Here is a 19,192-nt window from a genome sequence, read left to right on the forward strand (position 1 = left end):
ATGACTTTCCCAAGCAAGTCAATAAGGCGACACCCAAGCGGCACTTTCGCGTACGCTGCGGACATGCCCGACGCCACCAGGCCCGCCACTCCCGCCACTCCCCCGGAGCTCACCGGCGAGGACCTCGAGACATGGGCCGCTCTGGCGACGGTGCTGGAGTGGCTGCCACCGGTCCTCGACAGTCAGCTCCAGAGCGACGCGCAGCTGACGCACTTCGAGTACGGCGTCCTGTACGCCCTGGCCAAGGCGCCCGAGAGCACGCTCCGGATGAGCGTGCTGGCCGGTTACGCGAACAGCACGCTCTCGCGGCTCTCGCGCGCAGCGGTGCGGCTGGAGTCCCGAGGGTGGTTGCGCCGCACCCCCGACCCCGACGACGGGCGCTACACGCTGGCCATCCTCACCGAACCCGGGCGCGAGAAGGTCCGGCAGGCGACCCCCGGCCACGTGCAGGTCGTCCGCCGGCTCGTCCTGGACCGCCTGACGAAGTCCCAGGCTCGCCAGCTGCGCGAGATCAGCCACCGCATCATGCGAGCCATCCGTGACGAGGACGGCTGGGCACCAGCATCACGGGCGGAGCGTTCCAGCTGAGCCGGACGAGATCCGACAGGAGGCGAACTCAGAAGGGCTCGGGCGCAGGGAACATCGGCGCCATCGCGGTGCCGAGCTGGATCCGCGCGCCGTACTCGTCGCGCACGCCCCAGTGCTCGGCGAGCCGGCCGTCCTCCACGCGGTAGATGTGGACCGTCGGCATCACGTACGTCTTTCCGGCCGCGCCCGCGCCGTGGATGGCGTCGACCCCGACGCCGTGGGCGACCGCGCGGATGACGACGCGGTCATCGGTCGCGAACGAGTCCTCGATGACGTACCGGATCTGCAGCACGTCGTGCACGACGGTGAGGATCTGCCGGTAGCCCTCCGGGCCGGGCGGGAGCGGGATGGGCGAGCCGTGGTCGACGAAGTCCGCAGTGACGGCATCGTCGAGGCAGGAGAGGTCGCCGGAGTTGATCGCGTCGAAGACGGCGAGGGCGCGCGACAGAGCGGTCGTGGACATGGCTATGATCCTTCCGTTAGAACAACAATCCAATGGAATTGGACTCTAATGGAATCTGCTTCCCGAGGGAAGAGGCCCTACAACACCGCTCGACGCGCCGAGCAGGCCAAGCTGACCCGCGCACGCATCCTCGACACCGCGCGCGAGCTGCTGCTCGCCGACGGCTTCTTCGCGATGACCGTGCCGCAGCTCGCCGAGCGGGCCGGAGTCAGTCCGCAGACCGTCTACAACTCCGTCGGCGGCAAGGCCGAGGTCGTCAAGGCGGTCTACGACGTCCTGCTCGCCGGCGACGACGACCCGACGCCGATGAGCGACCGCCCCCAGTTCCGGGCCGTGGTCGAGGCGACCGACCGAGCGGCGTACGCCCGGGCGTACGCCGCCTGGTGCCGGATGATCTGGGACCGGGTCGGGCCGCTGCTGGGCGTCATCCTCGCCCACGGTCCTGGCGGTGACGCCGTGCTGGAGGAGTTCGTGACGACCATCGACACCGAGCGGCGCACCGGCAACGCCAACGGACTCCGTGGCCTGGAGGAGCGCGGCGAGCTGCCGTCGACCCGCTCCTTCGACGAGGTGGTCGATGTCGTCTGGACGCTCACCTCCCCCGAGGTGTACGACCGGCTGGTGCGGAGGTCGAGCTGGACCAGCGCCCGCTACGAGGAGTGGCTGGCGGCTCAGCTCACCGCGGCGCTGGCCGGCTGACGCGGATCAGCAGTACCTCCGTCGGGGCACTAGACGTCTGCGTGAGGCGGGGTCGCGTTCGCCGGCTCCTCGAGCACGTCGCGTAGACGGGCCAGACCATGCCTCAGTGCAGTGAGGCCCACCTCGAACTCGTGGTCGGGCCCGAGAGCGTTCACCTGACCTGCCACGTGAGCCAGGTGCGCGGCCGCTTCGTCACTGCGACCAGGCGGCAGCACGATGGCAGCGCCGTCACGGGCGGTCTGTTCCTCCAGGGTGGCGCCGATGGTGTAGCGGGCCATGGTGATGAACGCCAGTACCGCGTTCGGGCCGCTGAAGCCCTGAGCTTCGAGCAGCGAGGTCTGCGCGATCGCGTTGTCGAGGTCCGGGCTGCGGGGACCCGCGGCGGCGATCAGGCGAGCGCCGTCGCGCACCGACAGCATCGCCCGGCGCAGGCTTCGGGCATTGCGGGTCAGGAAGTCGGCCCAGGGCTCGCCCTCGACCGGCAGGCGGTCGGTGTGCCAGCGATCAAGGACCTCGGCCGCCACCGCAGCCAGGAGCTCCTCCTTGTCGCCGACATGGTGGTACAGCGCCGGTTGACGGACCCCGATGCGCGCCGCGATCGCGTACATGGACAGGCCGTCCAGACCGCGCTCGTCGAGCACCTCGATCGCCGCAGCGACGATCGCCGGCAGATCGGTGCGCTTGGGGTGCGGCATGGGGCATACCGTACGACAGAAGCATGCTTATCGGTGATAACCTTCCGTCGAAACGACCGACAACCACCCGGAGGAGCCGATGAGCGACCACGCTGCAGAGCGGGCACCAGGGTCAGCAGCACCGCGGAACCGTCGGGCCGCATGGACCCTGCTGTTGCTCACACCGCTGATCGCCGAGCTCGCGCTCGGGTCGACACCGATCCGGATGGCATGGCTGGTGCTCTTGTGGATCCCGATCTACGGTGCCGGCGCCCTGCTCATCCGCGAGCTCGTCGTCAGGTGTGGGCGAGGTTGGCCGAGCATCTTGTTGCTGGCCCTCGCCTACGAGCTCCTCGAGGACGGGATCGGACTGCAGGCCTTGACGAGCCCCCACCTCTACGACGCAGCCGACTGGGGACTTCGGGTGTTCGGGTTCAACGCCCCGTACTGGGAGGCGAACGTCATCTACCACGCCGTGTTCACCCTGGCTGTCCCCATCGCGTTGACCGACCTGCTCTTCCCGAGACATCGCGGACGCCCGTACCTGGGTCGCACCGGCCTGGTCGTCTGCGCGGTGGTCGCGCTGTTGGGCGTCGGCGTGTTGCGCGGCAGCGTCCCGCCTCAGGAGGATCCCGGCTACCAGGCGCCGCTGGCGTTCGTGCTCGGCTGCCTCGTCGCCGTTCTGGCCATCGGGGTCGTCGCGCTGCGGCTGGTGCCGCGTGCCCAGCAGACCCGGGAAAGCCCCGGGACCGTCGAGGTTGCTCCCCGGGTGTGGCTGTTCTGCGGCGCCGGGTTGGGCACGTTGGTGTTCTTCGCCCTCACCTTCCCGATGTTCGGCGCCACGCAGCCAGCCTTCACCCACGGTCCCGTCGTGGTCGTGCCGATGCTGGCTTCCGCGGCACTGGCCGCGGCGTCGTACCTCATCGTGCGCCGGATGGCCGCATCGCCCGAGTGGACCGAGCGAGAGACCCTGGCGCTGATCGCCGGAGCTCTGATCGGTCACAGCATCGGCGGCCTGGCGACCGTGGCCCACACCACCGTCGACCGAATCGGGCTGGTCGCCATCGTCGCGGTGACGGGCCTGGCCATGTGGCGCCTGGACCAACGACTGCTCGAACGCAGGTGAGCGAAACATCAGCCCGCGACGTGCAGGCGGGCGAGCTACCTCAACCACCGGTTTCCGGTGGGCGGCCGTGAGGGCGACCTGAAGGCGGCATGAAACCGGTGTGAAACCGGTGCTCCTCAGCATGGAGGGCGAACGCTCACCCGAAGGGAGACCACCATGTCCAGCACCGCAACCGTGACCGTGACCGCCGGTCCGTCACGCACCTACTCATCGCTGCGCGCAGCGTGGATCCCCATGGCCGCGCTGTGCCTGGCCTTCTTCGTCGAGATGGTCGACAACACGCTGCTGTCCATCGCACTGCCGACCATCGGCCGCGACCTCGGCAGCGGCACGACGGCGCTGCAGTGGGTCACCGGCGCCTACTCCCTCACGTTCGGCGGCCTGCTGCTCACCGCCGGCTCGGTCGCGGACCGGTTCGGCCGGCGCCGGGTGCTGCAGGTCGGCCTCGCCGTCTTCGGCCTCCTCAGCCTGCTGGTCGTCCTCGTGGAGACCGCCGGCGAGCTGATCGCGCTGCGTGCCGCTCTTGGTGTCGCCGCCGCGGCGATGGCGCCGATCACGAACTCCCTGGTCTTCCGGCTCTTCGACGACAAGACGCTGCGGATGCGCGCGATGACGGTGATGATCGTCGTCGGCATGTCCGGCTTCATCCTCGGCCCGCTGCTCGGCGGCACAGCCTTGGCCCACGTACGCTGGGAGTGGCTGCTGCTCGTCAACGCGCCCATCGCGCTGATCGCCTTCGTCGGCGTCCGCCTCGGCGTCCCTGCCGACGACCGCGAAGGCCTGACCACGGACCGGCTCGACATCCCCGGCACCCTGCTGAGCATCACCGCCATCGGCCTGGCCTGCTGGTCCCTCACCAGCGGCGTCGAGCACGGCTGGCTCTCCGCAGTCACCCTCGCATCAGTGGCCGGCGCCGTGGCCGCCGGCCTCGGGTTCGTCTGGCGCGAGCGGCGTACCGAATCCCCGATGCTGGATCTGGGCCTCTTCGCTGCCGGCACCGTCCGTGGTGCCGCCATCGCCCAGATCGGCACGTCGATCGCGATGGCGAGCGCGATGTTCGGGCTGATCCTGCACTTCCAGTTCGCCTACGGCTGGAGCCCGGTCCGGGCCGGCCTCGCGAACCTTCCGATCATCGTCACGATGATCGTCGCGACTCCGTTGTCAGAGAGCCTCGCCGCTCGCTTCGGCCACCGGATCGCCTGCCTGATCGGCGCACTCGCGCTCGCCGGGTCGCTGGTCGGCCTCGCCTGGGGCGTCGAGCACGGCTACGCCGCGATCGCCACCGCCATGGTCGTGATGACGATCGGCCTGCGCACCGTGATGACCATCTGCGCGATCGCGCTCGTCGACGCGATGCCCGCCAACCGGACCTCGATGGGTACCGCGCTCAACGACACCGCGCAGGAGATCGGCACCAGCGTGGGTACGGCGGTCGTCGGCACCATGATCGCCGCACTGGTCACCACCCAGCTCCCGGCCGGCACGTGGAGCAGCGCACTCGTGCAGTCCTTCTTCCACGGCGAGCGGATCACCTACGGCGTGCTCGCGGTCGTCGTCGGCCTGGTCGCGGTCATGGGCGCCCTCGCCCTCACCGACTCGCACTCGACGGAGGAGCACCCCACCGATCAGTAGTACCAGGGGTAGGGCGACCAGTCAGGCTCGCGCTTCTCCAGGAACTGGTCGCGGCCCTCCTGCGCCTCGTCGGTCATGTACGCCAGGCGGGTGGTCTCGCCGGCGAACATCTGCTGGCCGACGAGGCCGTCGTCGAGGAGGTTGAAGGCGTACTTCAGCATCCGCTGGGCGGTGGGCGACTTGCCGTTGATCTTGCGGCCCCACTCGAGCGCGACGTCCTCGAGCTCGGCGTGCGGGACGGCGCGGTTGACGGTGCCCATGCGGACGCCGTCCTCGGCCGAGTACTCCTCGGCGAGGAAGAAGATCTCGCGAGCGAACTTCTGGCCGACCTGACGAGCGAGATAGGCCGAACCGTAGCCACCGTCGAAGGAGCCGACGTCGGCGTCGGTCTGCTTGAACCGCGCGTTCTCGGCGCTCGCGAGCGTCAGGTCGCACACCACGTGGAGGGAGTGGCCGCCGCCGGCGGTCCAGCCGGGGACGACGCAGATGACGACCTTCGGCATGAAGCGGATCAGCCGCTGGCACTCGAGGATGTGCAGGCGGGCGAGCTTGGCCTTGTCGATCGGGGTGGGCTCCTCCGCGCCGGTCCGGCCGGCGGCGTACGCATCGGTCTCCTCGTACTGGTAGCCAGCCTTGCCGCGGATCCGCTGGTCGCCGCCGGTGCAGAAGGAGAACTTGCCGTTCTTCTCCGACGGCCCGTTGCCGGTGAGCAGGACGCAGCCGACGTCCGCGGAGGTGCGGGCGTGCTCGAGCACGCGGAGGAGCTCGTCGACCGTGTGCGGCCGGAAGGCGTTGAGCACGTCGGGGCGGTCGAAGGCGATGCGTACGGTGCCGTGCTCCTTGGCCCGGTGATAGGTCAGGTCGGTCAGATCCTCGAAGCCGGGCACCTCGTCCCAGCGGCTCGGGTCGAACGTGTCGGAGACTCCCTCGATGGCGCTCATGGGGTGAGGTTATCCGGCCGGCTGATCGCAGGCTTGACCTTGCCCCCAGGGTCAAGGTCTACCGTCGTAGGCGTGCAGATCAAGGAGCTCGCGGATCGGGCCGGCGTGACGGTGAAGGCCGTGCGCTACTACGAGTCGCGCGGACTGCTCACGCCACGGCGGGCAGGCAACGGATATCGGGACTACGCCGACGTGGACGTACAGGTGGTGCGGGAGATCCGCGCCCTGCTCTCGCTCGGTCTCACCGCCGAGGAGACGCTGCCGTTCGTCGACTGCCTGCGCGCCGGCAACGACCGCGCCGACGTGTGCCCGGCCTCGCTCGAGGCCTATCGGCAGCGCATCGCCGAGATCGACCGGCGGGTCACCGAGCTGACCGCCCTGCGCGGCGAGCTCGCCGAGCTGCTGCACGAGGCCGAGTCCTATCACCCCGAAGGAGAGAAACGATGAGTCAGACCGCCGTGATCGAGGACATCACCGATGCCCGGTTCGTCGAGGACGTACTCATGTCCGACACGCCGGTGCTGGTGGAGATCTGGGCCGAGTGGTGCCCACCCTGCCGCCAGCTCGCCCCGATCCTCGAGAAGATCGCCGCCGAGCGGGTCGGCAGCCTGCGAGTGGTGAAGCTCAACCAGGACGAGAACCCGGCGACCTCCGCCGACTACCGGGTCATGGCGGTGCCGACGATGCTCCTCTTCCGGGGCGGGAAGCCGGTGCTCCAGATGGTCGGCGCGCGGCCGAAGTCGCATCTCGACCGCGAGATCGACAAGGCCCTCGCCTGATCGGGACGCGCGGAATAGGCGCCGAGTCGTGGTGTTGTAGAGGGCATGACCGAACTGCAAGGTGAATACGTCCCGAGCACGGCCGACTGGGTGCGCGAGCAGGTTGCCGCGTTCGAGGCCTCCAACGGCGCCGAGGCCAACGTCCTCGAGCGCGACGGCAAGCCGATCATCCTGATCACCAACCGCGGCGCCAAGACCGGCGCGATCCGCAAGACGCCGCTGATGCGGGTCGAGCGCGACGGGAAGTACCTCGCCGTCGCCTCGATGGGCGGCAGCGACAAGAACCCGGCGTGGGTGGCCAACTTCCGCACGTACCCCGACATGGTGCTCCAGGACGGCGGCACCAAGAAGGCGTACGTCGCTCGCGAGCTCTCCGGGGCCGAGCGCGAGGAGTGGTGGGACTATGCGGTGAAGACCTGGCCGACGTACGGCGAATACCAGCCCAACACGTCCCGGATCTTCCCGCTCTTCCTGCTGGAGCCGGCCGACTGAACGGTCACCAATTGACCGGTGTGTAACCGGGACAGTGCTACGGCTGTCGGTTCACGACGCTAGGGTCTATGGCCATGCCGTTCCTGCTACGCGTCGAGCTGCCCGATGTCCCGGGTTCCCTCGGTCGCCTCGCCTCCGCCATCGGTGAAGCCGGTGGCGACATCGAGGCGATCGAGATCGTCGAGAAGAACAAGGCCGAGGGACTCGCCGTCGACGACGTGCTTCTCGAGACCTCCCCGGGCACCATGCCGGACTCCATCGTCTCGGCATGCAACGAGCTCGACGGCGTGCAGGTCGTCTGGATCTCCCGCTACGCCGCCGGCGGCAACCTCTTCCTCGACCTCGAGGCGGTCGAGGACCTCACCGAGAACGCTCATGAGGCCCTCGACCGGCTCGTGGACGTGCTGCCGCTGACCTTCCGTGCCGACTGGGCCATCCGCGTCCACCGCGTCAAGGGCATCGCCCGCTCCACCGACGGCGCGCCCGAGAACGTCCCCTTCATCGAGCTCGACCGCCCCGAGCGGATCGAGGTCGAGGGCGAGGACGAGAACATGTTCGCCGGCGCCCGTATCGACGGCAACGAGATCGTCATCATCGGCCGCCGCGGTGGCCCCGACTTCCTCGACTCCGAGCTCGCCCGCCTGGGCCACCTGGCCTCCCTCGCCACCTCCATCGCCCGCTCCTGACCCCGGTCGGCCGCGGGCGGTCAGTCGTGGCCGAGCCGCTGGCGGAGGCCGGAGGCGCGCTGGGCGCGGTGGGTGATCGCGGCGGTGACGGCGTCGGGGGTGCCGACGATGCGTACCCGCTCCTGGGCCCGCGTGACCGCGGTGTAGAAGAGCTCGCGGGTGAGCAGGGGCGAGTCGTCGGGCGGGAGCAGGACGGTGACGGACCGGGCCTGGCTGCCCTGGGACTTGTGGACGGTCATCGCGTGCAGGGTCTCGATGTCGCCGAGGCGTGAGGGGGCGTACGTCGCGCCGCCTGCGATCGCGACGCGGAGGTCTCCGCCGGCGTCCTGATAGGTGACGCCGGTGTCGCCGTTGAAGAGACCGAGGCCGTAGTCGTTGGCGGTGACGAGGACCGGCCGGCCCGGGTACCACTCGTGGCCCCAGCCGATGCCGAGCGGCTCACCGGTCGTCTCGGCGAGGCCGCGCTCGACCTGCCGGTTCCAGTGGGCGACGCCCCACGGGCCGTCGCGGTGGGCGCAGAGGAGGCGCGACTCGTCGAGCATCCGTACGCAGCGCTCCGCATCGCCCGCGAGCGCAGCCTCGTGAAGGGCGACGGCGTGCCTGACCAGCTCGCGCTCGACCTCGGCCGTCCGGGTCTCGTCGGCGGGGTCGACGAGCTCGACCGCGGGGTCGTCGGACTTCAGCACGTCGAGAGCCGCGTCGGCGTCGCCGTCCCGCAGCGCGGCGGCGAGGGCACCGATCGCACCGCCGAAGCGGTGGGTGGTGCGGAGCGCGGCGACCGCGTCGGGCGAGCGCACGGCGAGCCCGGCGACCAGGTCGGAGAGCACCGCCCCTGCCTCGACGCTGGCGAGCTGGTCGGGGTCGCCCACGAGGATCAGCCGCGCCTCCGGGCGCACCGCCTCGAGCAGCCGGGCCATCATCGTCAGCGAGACCATGCTCGTCTCGTCGACGACGATCACGTCGTGCGGAAGCCGGTTGGTGCGGTGGTGCTTGAACCGCGTCGACGAGCCGGGTCGCCACCCGAGCAGCCGGTGGAGGGTCGAGGCGGTCAGGCCGTTGAGCCGGGCACGGTCGGCGTCGGTGAACTGAGGCGCGAGCTGGGCGCCCTCGACCGCCTCCTGCAGCCGGGCGGCGGCCTTGCCGGTGGGTGCGGTCAGCGCGACCCGCAGCGGCGTCGGGGACTGCTCGGTGAGCAGCGCCAGCAGGCCGGCGACGGTCGTGGTCTTACCGGTGCCGGGTCCGCCGGTGAGCACCGTCGTCGACTGCCGGGACGCGGCGAGCGCTGCGGCGCGCTGCTCGGCGTAGCCCTCCCCCGGGAAGAGCCGGGCCGCGCTCGCCTCGAGCAGCGCCTCGTCGGCCACGGGCCGGGGTGAGGCCAGGCGGGCGAGCAGGTCGTGGCGTACCTGTCCCTCTTCGCGGTGGTAGCGGTCGAGGTAGAGCAGGCCGTCCTCGACCTGCACCAGCGACTGCGCGGCCAGGGGGCTGTCGGCGACGGCCTCCAGCCAGCCGTCGGCGGCGGGCCAGGGCAGCGTCTCCTCGGTCTCCCGCAGCGCGGCCAGGTCGACGCACACCGACCCGTGCCGGACCGCGCGGACCGCCAGCGCGACCGCCAGCCGCACCTCGTCGCGCTCTTCTCCCGCGAGGGCGGCGGCTCGCGTCGCGACGTGTACGTCGGCCGCGGTCAGCACACCCTCCTGGTTGAACGACGCCAACAGGCCGGTCGCTGACCTGGCCAGGCGTGCGTCGAAGGGGTCGTCGGACTCCCAGCGCTCGATCATGAGGCTCCTCGGTCGAGCAGGTCGGACAGGGCGACCGCCAAGGACGCGGGCGGCTGCCAGGTGAACACGCCGGTGGGGATGCCGTCGACGACGGGAGTGTCCGGGCCGAGCATCCCGCGCACGTAGAGATAGAGCACGCCACCGAGATGCTGCTCGGGGTCGTAGCCGGGCAGGCGCCAGCGCAGGAAGCGGTGGACCACCGCGGAGTAGAGCAGCGCCTGCAGCGGGTAGTGGGAGTGGAGCATCGCCTCGGCGAGCTTCGGCTGGGTGTAGTCCATCGCCTCCACGCCCAGGAAGTTGGTCTTGTAGTCCACGACGACGAACCGGCCGCTCGGCAGCCTCAGCACCACGTCCACCGATCCGGTCAGATAGCCCCGCAGCGACTGGTCACCCAACGGCGGAGTCTCCAGCCGGTCGGCGTACGTCACCATCGGGTCGTCCGCCGGAAGATGCGCTCGCAGCAGCGGAGCGAGGTCGCGCAGGCGCACGTCGGGGGCACCCTGCTGATCGCCTCGGGCTCCGCTTCGGCCAGGGCCGTCACCCCCCGCGAGCGGGATCTCGAAGTCGAGCTCGCGCAGCCGGTCGCGCAGCGGGATCTGGACCAGCGTCAGCCCGTCGGCCAGCGGGCCGAGCGGGGTCAGGTTGAGCGGCAGGATCGCGGTCGCCAGGTCCTCGGCGGAGGCCGGCACCGGCCACCACCGCAGCTGTTCGCGGGTCTTCGTCAGCAGCTCTTCGGCCAGGTCGGGGGCTTGCGGGTCGGTGTGTTCCAGGACCGCGTGGACCAGCGACCCGAAGCCGGCACCCTTGGGCAGCTCGGCCATCGGCGAGAGGTGCTCCTCTTGTGCGGGGGTCGCGACGAGGTCGACGTCCTCGGCGACCGGCTCGTCGTCCGTGCCCTCGACCTCCGGCTCCGAGGTCGCCGTGACGCCCTCGTCGACCCGGATGAGCCCGGAGTAGGACGTACGCCGCCACTCCGCGTCCACCTCGCGCGTGAACGCCCGCGCGGCGAGGTCGCCACGGGGAGTCGCACGCACCGGCGGCGCTGCCGGAACCGGTACGGATTCCTCGGCCGTCGGTCCGCCGTGACGTGCGACGTTGCCCAGCAGGCTCGCCGCGTCCTCGTCGCTCGGCACGGGAACACTGTCGGGAACCGCCGCCTGGCCGGGACCGCGCCCGAACAGCAGCCGATGCAGTCCACCGGTGGCGGTGTTGGCCGTCGGCGCCCACCAGGCGACGACCTGCGACTGCGCCCGGGTCAGTGCGACGTAGAGATCGCGCAGCTCCTCGCCGAGCTCCTCGGCCTTGTGCCGCTCGGCGTGCTGCGCCCACTGCGCGCCGGTGCAGGTGACGTCGATCGTCCGCTGTCCGTCGGCGTCGTGGAAGCGGGCGACATCGGGGTCGCGCACGAAGAAGTCGTAGGCGAAGGGCAGGTAGACGATCGGGTACTGCAGCCCCTTCGAGCCGTGCACCGTCACGATCTGCACCGCCGCGGCGTCCGAGTCGAGCCGCCGCGGCCGCTCGGCCGCGGCCGAACGCCGGCGCTCGTCGCGGAACCAGGCCAGCAGCGCCGGCAGCCCGAGCGAGTCGCGCACGGAGATGTCGTGGAGCAGCTGCCCGAGATGACGTACGTCAGTGAGCAACCGCTCCCCGTCGGTGCGCTGCAGCACGCGCGCGGTGAGCCCGCGCTCCTCGGCGGCCTCGATCAGGGCGGCGACACCCCGGCCACGCAGCAGCAGCGCCCACCCGCGCAGGGTGTCGGCGATGCGGGAGGTGAGCGCCTCGCCGCCCGCGTCGAGCTCGGTCGCGGTGTAGCCGAAGAAGACGCTCAGCCCGGCCGCGCGCACCAACGGCGCCCGATGGGGCGCGTCGAGCGCCTGGAGCAGCGCGAGCCAGTCCTCGCCGGCGGGGGTCAGGAAGACGTCACCACCGCCGGCCATCACCGCCGGGATCCCGTGCTCCTGCAGGACGCGCTGGACCAGGAGTCCGTGGGAACGGATCGCGACGATGACCGCGATGTCCCCCGCCTGGACCGGGTGATCGCACCAGGTCGCGTCCGAGCCGAGCAGCTCGGCGATGTCGCCGGCGAGGTCGCGGGCGATGTGGGTGCGCGCGTCACCGGCGGTGATCATCTTCCCGCGGGTGAGCTTGAAGCCGCGGCGACCGACCCGCCGGATCCGGAACGGCGACGGATGCGGTGCACCGGTCAGCCTCGACCCCTCATGATGGGCCTTGACGTCGTGGACGACGATGTCGGGCGAGCCCAGTGCGGCACCTCTCAGGACCACCTGGAGCCGCTCGACCAGCGGGGCGTCGCTGCGCCAGTTGGTGTCGAGGGTCGCCTGGGTCTCGGCCGTGCGGGCAGCCGTCAGATAGGTGAAGACGTCGCCGCCGCGGAAGGCGTAGATCGCCTGCTTCGGGTCACCGATCAGGACCAGTGTCGCGTGACCTTCGAAGGCCCGGGAGAGCACCTGCCACTGCACCGGGTCGGTGTCCTGGAACTCGTCGACCAGCACGATCTTCCACCGCTGCCTCATCCGCGCCCGCGCGGGAGCGGAGGGGTCCTCCAGCGCGACCGCGAGCCGGGAGAGCAGGTCGTCGTAGGAGAGCACGCCGCGCATCTGCTTGCGCCTGTCGACCTCGTCGCGCACCGCCTCGGCGAACCTGACCCGTGCACCGGCCACCGGGTCCTCTTCGGGCGCCGGAGCGATCCGCGACTGCGGGTCCTCGACCGCGGTCCGAGCCAGCCCGAGCGCGACGTCGCGGTCGAACGGCGGGCGCTCCCGGGCCTCGCCGAACCACTTCAGGTAGAGGTCGTCGACGACCTCCACCACCAGCTCGTCGAGCGACTCGACCAGCTCGGCGCCGGCGTCGGTGTCACCGGCCACGCCCAGCGACCGCAGCACGAGCTGGCAGAACTGGTGCGTGGTCGCGATCGTGGCGCCGTCGAAGGAGGCGAGCGCGTCGCGCACGCGCTCGTGGCGTACGCGGACCTCTTCGTCGGGCACATCGAGCAGCAGCTCGAGGTGGGCGTCGAGCGGGGTCGGGCGCTGTCCGCGGACGGCCTCCGCGAACGCCCGTTCGGCCTCGACCAGGTGGGAGCGCACGCGGTCACGCAGCTCCTGGGAGGCGGCGCGGCCGAAGGTGATCGCCAGGATCTCGTCGAGGGTCGCGACGCCCTCGATGACGTAGCGGGTGACCAGGGCGCCGATGGTGAAGGTCTTCCCGGTGCCGGCCGAGGCCTCGATCAGGGTCGTGCCGGTCGGGAGCGGACCGGTCAGCTCGAATCCGTCCATCACCAGCTCCCCTGCTCGGCCTCGAGCAACGGCGACCAGACCCGCATCGCGAGCGCCCCGAAACGGGACGTCTCCCCCTCGAACTCCTCACCCGGCTCCGGCGGGTCGCCCAGCCCCGGGATCCCGGACTTCGCACCCCAGGCTCGCACCTGCTCCACGTCGGACTCCTCGCCCTCGAACCGCCCGTCGTTCCACTCCCAGCCGGCCTTGTAGAGCGCGTCGTCGACGCCGGCCTGGGTGCGCCGCTGGCGCGCGTAGGCGAGGGAGGTCTTCAGCGGCAGCGGGAGCGGCGCGGAGAGCCCTCGGTCGCGCAGCCGCACCAGGTCGCGCAGCACGTCGATCGCGGTGTGGTCGAGCGGCCCGAGCTGGGAGAGCCCGAACGGCGTACGCGACCTGGAGTTGCCCGGGCGCCCCAGCGTCCAGGCGCTCCAGGCGCGGTCCTCGTCGGAGGCTGCCAGCGCGACCAGCTGCACCCATGACTCGATCCGCTGCTTGGCGCCCAGGCGGGAGTAGGTCACCGGAGCCAGCCGGTCGCCGTAGACCTGGGGGACGGTGCCGGTCAGGCGTCGTCCGTCGCCGAGATCGACCTCGACGTCGACGGCCCGCGCCTGTCCCGTGGAGATGCCCGCGTGGCGCACCCGCAGCGCCTCGGCCGCGATCGGCTTCGCCTTGGTGATCACGTCGGTGAGGATGCGCCAGCCGAGCCACTTCGGGGGGAGTACGCCGCGCCGCCATTCCTGCTGGATCGCCTGCTCCTCCGACATCCCGGCGAGCAGATCGTGGAGGAGCCGGTCGCCCACCGACCACTGCCCCAGCCCGTCGAGCTCGACCGGCAGCCCGTCGGAGAGCGGGTCGTCGTCGCGCGGCAGCGCCAGCTCCAGCCGGTCGCGGAAGAACGCGCGCACCGGCGCGCGGTAGAAGGCGAGCAGCTCCTCGAGCGTCACGTCCCCGGTCGCCGGTGGCGCCAACGGGCCGGGCAGGAACTCCGGCGGCTCCACGCGGTCCGAGACCGCGGCGAGGGCACCGGCCTCGGCGGCCCTGTCGAAGGAGAAGGAGTGTCCCGCCACCAGCGCCCCGGGCGTGAGGTTGCGCGGGTCGAACGGCTGCAGCGGGTGCCTGGTCGTCACGACCTCCTTGACCGGCCTGCCGTCCGCGGAGACCGCGGTCGCGTCCAACGCGTCCAGCAGCTCCCCCAGCGGCACCGCGGGCGGCCGCGGCTGTCCCGAGTATTCGTTGGCGCCCGTGTAGGTCACCACCAGCGTCTCGGTCGCCGCCAGCAGCGCGTCGAGGAACAGCTGCCGATCCTCGCTGCGCAGGTCGCGCTCCCCGGTCTGCGGGTTCCGGGCCAGCAGGTCGTCACCGTCGGTGATCCCGACCCGCGGGAAGACCCCGTCGTCCATGCCGAGCAGACAGACCACCCGATGCGGCACCGACCGCATCGGCACCAGCGTCGACACCGTCAGCGTGCCCGTGCGGAAGTTGGCGCGCGTCGCCCGACCGGCCAGCCGCGCCCCCAGGAGCGCGCGCACGTCCGGGAGGCGCAGCTCGTCGACCTCGTGGCCTGTGGCGGCGTCCCGGACCCGGGACAGCTCTCGGGTCACCTGGCCCGACTGCCACTCGTCGTTGGCCGAGACCGACGTCAGGGCGGCGACCCCCTCCTCGATGACCTTCAGCCAGTGCTCCAGCGGATGCACTCCGGCGAGCTCGTCGGTCACCTCCACCAGCCGGTCGACGAGCTCGGCGAACTTCCCCGCCAGCTCGACGCTGCCACTGCCCACGTCGTCCAACGGCAGCGTCGTGTCCAGCCAGGTCGCCGAGTCCTCGGACATGGCCACCCCGGTGAGGATCCGGTCCATCCCGAAGCGCCAGGTGTTGGCGACGTACGTCTCCAGCCCGAAGGGCTCGCGGTGCTCCGCGTCGAAGCCCCACCTGATCCCGGCGTCCTTGGCCCACTCCTCGAGCTGCTCCAGCGCGTCGTCGTTGAGCCCGAACCGGCGCCGCACCGGATCGAGATGAGCAAGATCGAGTACGTCGCTCACCCCCGCCCGGCCACCGGCCAGGTCGAGCAGTCTGGTGGCCACGTCGAGGAGCGGGTTCGTACGCGTCAACGACCGGTCCGCCAGCTTCACCCGCAGCCGGTGGGCGGGGTGGCCCTTGTCGCCGGTCATCTCTCCCAGCCCGAACCCGGCCTCGATCAGCGGCGCGAAGGTCTCGATGTCGGGGCACATCACGAGTACGTCCCGAGGCTCCAGCGTCGGGTCGTCCTCGAGCAGCCCCAGCAGCACCTCGCGGAGCACCTCGACCTGGCGCGCCTCGCCGTGGCAGGCGTGCACCTGGATCGAGCGGTCCTCCGGATCGAGCACCCGCCCGGCGGCCTCTCCGAGGGTGTTGCCGCGGATGTCCGCCTGCAGCCACCCGAGAAGTCTGCCGTCGGTGTCGAAAACGCCGTCGGTGATCGCGTCGCCGGAGAACCCGCTCAACGAGCGCTGCAGCTCCCGCGTGTCCCGGCCGAGCGTCGCCAGCAGCGGATGTCCGACGGCATCGTGGGACCGGTCCGCGGTCCGCGCGACCACCCCGTCCAGCTCCGCGAGCGCCTCCCACAGCGCCTCGGAGGGGTGCGGCAGCCACAGGTGCACCTCACGGTGCTCCCCCAGCGCCGCGACCAGCTCGACGTCGGTCGCCGACAGCCGGGTGTGCCCGAACAGCGAGACCCGCTCCGGCAGGTCGAACTCCCCAGGCGCCTCCCTCAACCGCGCGACCGTCGCCGCCTGCCGCTCCACCGGCGTCGGCCCGCCGACCAGCCCGGCGACGGCCCGCCACAACGGCGGCTGCCAGCTGAGGTCGTCGGCGATCTCGTTCCCGAGCCCGTCGGTGTCCCGCCCCGCACTCCAGTCGGCCACCACCGCCGGCCGCTGGTCCGCGTACGCAGCGAACAACCGCGCCAACCGCCGGGCCAGCGCCAACCGCCGCCCCCGACGACGTACGCCTTCCTCCGTCGCGTCCCCGTGCCCCAGGTGCAACGCGAGCGGCCTCGCCCACGGCTCGTCCAGCGACGCGTCGATCGCCGCCAGCACCGGCCAGGTCAGCGACTCCGGCGCCCAGGGATCCTCGTCCCCCGTGCCCGCGATCTCGGCGAACAGCGACCACGGCGTCCGGAAGTCCATGCCCGCACAGATCCCGTCCTGGCGGTCGTCTGCCGCCCCCAGCCGATGCGAGAGCCGCTGCGACAACCACCGCTCCACTCCCCGCGCCGGCACCACCACGACCTCCGTCGCGAACGGATCCCCCAACGGCACCGACAACAGCTCGCCGAGCGAGTCGGCGAGCAGATCGGTCCGCGGCGCGCGGTGCAGATGTACGACCACAGACCGCAACCTATCGGGCACCGCCGACAGGGCGCCTCAGGACTCCATCGAGCTAGTTGGGTCCTTCGTGCTGTGCTCCGGCCTGCCTGGACTCCGAGTCGAGTTGCCCTGACTCAGCCGACGAACTTGAACGTCGGCATGACATCGTTGATCAGGCCATCGATCTGTTCTTGTGTGGCCAAGTCGTTGGTGAATGTCCACTCCACGGCTACCTGGTGCCCTTCGATAAGCGCCCCGAAGTTCTCGAAGGTGTTGGTGTCATTCGTCTCACGAATGTGGAAGAAGGTGTAACCCCCGTACTTGACGTCGGGGAGCCGCTTCCCGCTCGGTCCCGCCGCGTTGAGCCGGGCCTCTGCCAGTTCGTCGGTGTTCCTGGCTAGTGAGGCAGTGTCCGCGTCAAGGACCGCACCTCCGGGCGAACTTCCGTCCGTCTTCGGGGCATCGATCAGCCAATATGGATCCTCGAAGCGCACGTCCCACTCCGGGGGAGCGCTGAGTTGCGCTCCGTTCTGATCAGCAACCTGCGGATCGCTAGTCGGCTCGGCCGATGACGTCGCGGCGGTCGACGAGCTCGGTGGCTTGGATGGATCATCCGTGCCACTGCCACTCGAACAACCAGAGAGCACAGCAGTTGCGACAGCGGAGATGGTCAGCGCGGTGAGCCAACGGACCCCCGGGTGCGGCCGAGATGGAATCATGCCCGAGAGCGTAGTAGGTACACCTCGCTCATGATTGCGCGTGACCAACTTCTACGGCCATGTCTAGACTTTGCCTACCGCGCGAACTGACTCGGAGGCCGACATGGCAGGTGCACGCTCGACTGGGGTGAACGAGACTCTGGTCAATACGATCAAAGAGGTCCTCACCGACGCGAAGGTCGAGATCGACAAGGTCCACGTCGACAAGCCGGCATCTAAAGCCCTCGGAGGCGGCGCGACGGCGGCGACGCTCGAGAGCCTGATGAACCGAGCGACCGATCGCATCAACTCCGCAATGTCACAAACATCCAATGCGCTGATCAAGTTTGTCGACGGGCTCGACGACGCCGTGCGCGCGGTGAAGGACGCTGATGAAGAGGCCGAGGAGGCGTTCAAGAAGGACATGATGTTGGCGGTCGAAATGATCGACCAGCCCTTCTTCGACAACCTGACGAAGGACGATCGCCCGAACATGCCGGGCTTCCAATTGCCATTCTTTCCGCTGTCTCCCGAAGCCTTGCAGGAGATCGTGTCTCGATCCGAGTTTGGCCAGGACCAGGAGGACTGACCTGTGACCGGAGTCAAGGGCACGATGATGATCGTGCTGGAGCAATACGTCGCCAATGCGGCCCCCGAGGACGTTGAGAGCCGCTTGGCTGAGTGGCGACGCGCGCGCAGAGCGATGAGTGAAGCCGCCTCAAGCCTGGATCTAGCGGGAAACAGAGTTTCCGATGCTTTTGAGGAGACGTCCCTGACAACGGACGCCGCCAAGTCGGCGTTCAAGCGAGCGTCAAGTGACCTGAAGGAGAAGGTCGCTCAACTCGACGCGGCCGTCGAGGCGCTGAGTAAAGCACGCGCAACCACAGCGCAGGCGCAGGAGATCCACAAGCAGCTTGCAGCGTCCCTCCCAGCTTCCCACGGCCCCGCGCCCGATCCCTCGGCGCCGCAGTACGCCCAAACCGGAACCGGTGTCGATTCTGCGACGGCAGTGCAGAACCAGAAAGCGCTCCAGTCGGATCGCGCTGCCTGGCAGGCCCGGGAACAGGCGATCGCCGATGCCGAGCAGGCTGCGGCCCAGCAGATCGAACAGGTCGACAAGAGCAACTACACGGCTGATCCCCCCGTCCGCGAGATCACGGATGAGCCGAACACCGAGAGCAACAGTAAGCCGACGAAGCCCTCGTCCCCCGGCTCCTACAGCCAGATCGCAGCGTCCAAGGCCCGGATGGAGAAGTACAACTCCGGCACGCTCTACCCCGAAGGCTGGGGCCACGAGCTGATCGCCCAGGAGAAGGCGAACATCGCGGGCTACGAGGCCGAGAACAAGCCCGAGTGGGACGGCACCCGGTGGATCAACGCTGACGGCACGCCGGCGCCCTCGACGTCGTACGCGATGGTCGAGACGGCTGACGGCCTCGCTCCGCTGGCAGGCGGGAGCGGCGGGATGACTGCGCTCGCGATCGGTGGCGGCGGGGCTCTGCTGGGTGCCGGCGTGGCGAAGGCGCTCGCGAGCAAGTTTGCTGCCGGAGCGAAGGCAGCGACCGCCGGAGCGACCTCGAGGTCAGCCACGGCCAGGGCAGCGGGCGCGAAGGCCGGCGCCGCCGGTGCCCGCGCGGGCGCTGGGGCCGGGGCCCGCGGAGCGGGCGCACGTGGCGCTGGCGCAGGTGCCCGCGGGGCAGGTGCGCGCGGCGGACGCGGCGGCGCGACCGGGGCGGGCAGCCGCGGCGGACGTGGCGGAGCCGGCGCGGGCGGCCGCGGCAAGAAGGACGACAAGAGGAACGGCCAGGACCAGGACTGGCAGGCCGACTACACCGACGACTGGACCGAGACGGCGAGCGACGTCCTGGACCCCGGGACGGCCCGGGGCTGGGCCCCGAACGCACCGCAGGACGACGCCTCCGGCACCGACAGGAACGGCCGCAACCCCTCGTAGGACCAGCGCTCGCACCTGAATCGCCGGCCTCGTCCACGGCCAACC

At 70.6% G+C, this 19,192-nt stretch carries 16 protein-coding genes and 1 pseudogene; 10 read left to right on the forward strand and 7 right to left on the reverse strand.

Annotated features, from left to right (window positions below; all coding sequences use genetic code 11):
- Positions 1–63: 63 nt before the first annotated feature.
- The gene (locus UG56_RS01770; protein WP_045547930.1) at positions 64–588 is read left to right on the forward strand and encodes a MarR family winged helix-turn-helix transcriptional regulator; all 525 of its coding nucleotides are present in this window, start codon (positions 64–66) and stop codon (positions 586–588) included.
- Between the two features lie 28 nt (positions 589–616).
- Here the strand turns inward: UG56_RS01770 and UG56_RS01775 are convergent, their stop codons facing one another.
- Positions 617–1,051 (reverse strand): ester cyclase, encoded by a 435-nt coding sequence (locus UG56_RS01775; RefSeq protein ID WP_045547931.1) that lies wholly within the window; start codon positions 1,049–1,051, stop codon positions 617–619.
- A gap of 48 nt (positions 1,052–1,099) precedes the next feature.
- Here UG56_RS01775 and UG56_RS29090 point away from each other — a divergent pair.
- Positions 1,100–1,306 (forward strand): annotated as a pseudogene (locus UG56_RS29090) (TetR/AcrR family transcriptional regulator); the annotation flags it as partial.
- Positions 1,307–1,779: 473 nt separating this feature from the next.
- On the opposite strand, the gene UG56_RS01785 reads toward UG56_RS29090, so the two are convergent.
- Positions 1,780–2,445 carry a TetR/AcrR family transcriptional regulator C-terminal domain-containing protein gene (locus UG56_RS01785; protein WP_045547933.1) on the reverse strand — a complete coding sequence of 222 codons (666 nt, stop codon included), beginning with the start codon at positions 2,443–2,445 and terminating at the stop codon, positions 1,780–1,782.
- 154 nt (positions 2,446–2,599) lie between these two features.
- On the opposite strand from UG56_RS01785, the gene UG56_RS01790 reads away from it, so the two are divergent.
- Both UG56_RS01790 and UG56_RS01795 read left to right on the forward strand, forming a co-directional pair.
- A complete protein-coding gene (locus tag UG56_RS01790; RefSeq protein ID WP_052693342.1) occupies positions 2,600–3,550 on the forward strand; it encodes a hypothetical protein in 951 nt (316 codons plus the stop codon).
- 156 nt (positions 3,551–3,706) lie between these two features.
- Positions 3,707–5,182, forward strand: a complete 1,476-nt coding sequence (locus UG56_RS01795; RefSeq protein ID WP_045547935.1) for an MFS transporter — start codon at positions 3,707–3,709, stop codon at positions 5,180–5,182.
- Here the strand turns inward: UG56_RS01795 and UG56_RS01800 are convergent.
- Positions 5,176–6,123, reverse strand: coding sequence for a 1,4-dihydroxy-2-naphthoyl-CoA synthase (locus UG56_RS01800; protein ID WP_045547936.1), 948 nt, complete (start codon positions 6,121–6,123; stop codon positions 5,176–5,178). The two genes, UG56_RS01795 and UG56_RS01800, sit on opposite strands and share 7 nt — an antisense overlap.
- 72 nt (positions 6,124–6,195) lie before the next feature.
- On the opposite strand from UG56_RS01800, the gene UG56_RS01805 reads away from it, so the two are divergent.
- From UG56_RS01805 to UG56_RS01820, 4 genes are all read left to right on the forward strand, one after another.
- A complete protein-coding gene (locus UG56_RS01805) occupies positions 6,196–6,570 on the forward strand; it encodes a MerR family transcriptional regulator (RefSeq protein WP_045547937.1) in 375 nt (124 codons plus the stop codon).
- Entirely contained in the window at positions 6,567–6,902 is a 336-nt protein-coding gene (gene trxA / locus UG56_RS01810) for a thioredoxin (RefSeq protein ID WP_045547938.1), read from the forward strand. Before UG56_RS01805 ends, trxA begins: the two co-directional genes overlap by 4 nt.
- A 45-nt stretch (positions 6,903–6,947) precedes the next feature.
- The gene (locus UG56_RS01815; protein WP_045547939.1) at positions 6,948–7,394 is read left to right on the forward strand and encodes a nitroreductase family deazaflavin-dependent oxidoreductase; all 447 of its coding nucleotides are present in this window, start codon (positions 6,948–6,950) and stop codon (positions 7,392–7,394) included.
- 74 nt (positions 7,395–7,468) lie between these two features.
- Positions 7,469–8,080 (forward strand): amino acid-binding protein, encoded by a 612-nt coding sequence (locus UG56_RS01820; RefSeq protein WP_045547942.1) that lies wholly within the window; start codon positions 7,469–7,471, stop codon positions 8,078–8,080.
- Between the two features lie 20 nt (positions 8,081–8,100).
- Here the strand turns inward: UG56_RS01820 and recD are convergent, their stop codons facing one another.
- From recD to UG56_RS01840, 4 genes are all read right to left on the reverse strand, one after another.
- Positions 8,101–9,858 (reverse strand): exodeoxyribonuclease V subunit alpha, encoded by a 1,758-nt coding sequence (gene recD, locus UG56_RS01825; RefSeq protein WP_071326822.1) that lies wholly within the window; start codon positions 9,856–9,858, stop codon positions 8,101–8,103.
- A complete protein-coding gene (locus UG56_RS01830) occupies positions 9,855–13,151 on the reverse strand; it encodes a UvrD-helicase domain-containing protein (RefSeq protein ID WP_071326823.1) in 3,297 nt (1,098 codons plus the stop codon). The genes recD and UG56_RS01830 overlap by 4 nt, the downstream gene beginning before the upstream one ends.
- A complete protein-coding gene (recC, locus tag UG56_RS01835; protein ID WP_045551581.1) occupies positions 13,151–16,516 on the reverse strand; it encodes an exodeoxyribonuclease V subunit gamma in 3,366 nt (1,121 codons plus the stop codon). The genes UG56_RS01830 and recC overlap by 1 nt, the downstream gene beginning before the upstream one ends.
- Positions 16,517–16,629: 113 nt before the next feature.
- Positions 16,630–16,989: a hypothetical protein gene (locus UG56_RS01840; protein WP_045551582.1), complete on the reverse strand. Its 360-nt coding sequence runs from the start codon at positions 16,987–16,989 to the stop codon at positions 16,630–16,632.
- Positions 16,990–17,341: 352 nt separating this feature from the next.
- On the opposite strand from UG56_RS01840, the gene UG56_RS01845 reads away from it, so the two are divergent.
- Both UG56_RS01845 and UG56_RS28165 read left to right on the forward strand, forming a co-directional pair.
- Complete coding sequence (locus UG56_RS01845) at positions 17,342–17,782, forward strand: hypothetical protein (protein WP_045551583.1); 441 nt, start codon at positions 17,342–17,344, stop codon at positions 17,780–17,782.
- A 420-nt stretch (positions 17,783–18,202) separates the two neighbouring features.
- A complete protein-coding gene (locus tag UG56_RS28165; RefSeq protein ID WP_071326824.1) occupies positions 18,203–19,147 on the forward strand; it encodes a hypothetical protein in 945 nt (314 codons plus the stop codon).
- Positions 19,148–19,192: the final 45 nt, after the last annotated feature.

This window comes from Nocardioides luteus (assembly GCF_000960475.2).
Classification (GTDB): domain Bacteria; phylum Actinomycetota; class Actinomycetes; order Propionibacteriales; family Nocardioidaceae; genus Nocardioides; species Nocardioides luteus_A.

What these genes read in the sequence shown, in the direction of transcription:
- UG56_RS01770 (WP_045547930.1), top strand. Translation starts at nt 64, where the DNA reads ATGCCCGACGCCACCAGGCCCGCCACTCCCGCCACTCCCCCGGAGCTC.
- UG56_RS01775 (WP_045547931.1), bottom strand. Translation starts at nt 1,051, where the DNA reads ATGTCCACGACCGCTCTGTCGCGCGCCCTCGCCGTCTTCGACGCGATC.
- UG56_RS01785 (WP_045547933.1), bottom strand. Translation starts at nt 2,445, where the DNA reads ATGCCGCACCCCAAGCGCACCGATCTGCCGGCGATCGTCGCTGCGGCG.
- UG56_RS01795 (WP_045547935.1), top strand. Translation starts at nt 3,707, where the DNA reads ATGTCCAGCACCGCAACCGTGACCGTGACCGCCGGTCCGTCACGCACC.
- UG56_RS01800 (WP_045547936.1), bottom strand. Translation starts at nt 6,123, where the DNA reads ATGAGCGCCATCGAGGGAGTCTCCGACACGTTCGACCCGAGCCGCTGG.
- trxA (WP_045547938.1), top strand. Translation starts at nt 6,567, where the DNA reads ATGAGTCAGACCGCCGTGATCGAGGACATCACCGATGCCCGGTTCGTC.
- UG56_RS01815 (WP_045547939.1), top strand. Translation starts at nt 6,948, where the DNA reads ATGACCGAACTGCAAGGTGAATACGTCCCGAGCACGGCCGACTGGGTG.
- UG56_RS01820 (WP_045547942.1), top strand. Translation starts at nt 7,469, where the DNA reads ATGCCGTTCCTGCTACGCGTCGAGCTGCCCGATGTCCCGGGTTCCCTC.
- recD (WP_071326822.1), bottom strand. Translation starts at nt 9,858, where the DNA reads ATGATCGAGCGCTGGGAGTCCGACGACCCCTTCGACGCACGCCTGGCC.
- UG56_RS01830 (WP_071326823.1), bottom strand. Translation starts at nt 13,151, where the DNA reads ATGGACGGATTCGAGCTGACCGGTCCGCTCCCGACCGGCACGACCCTG.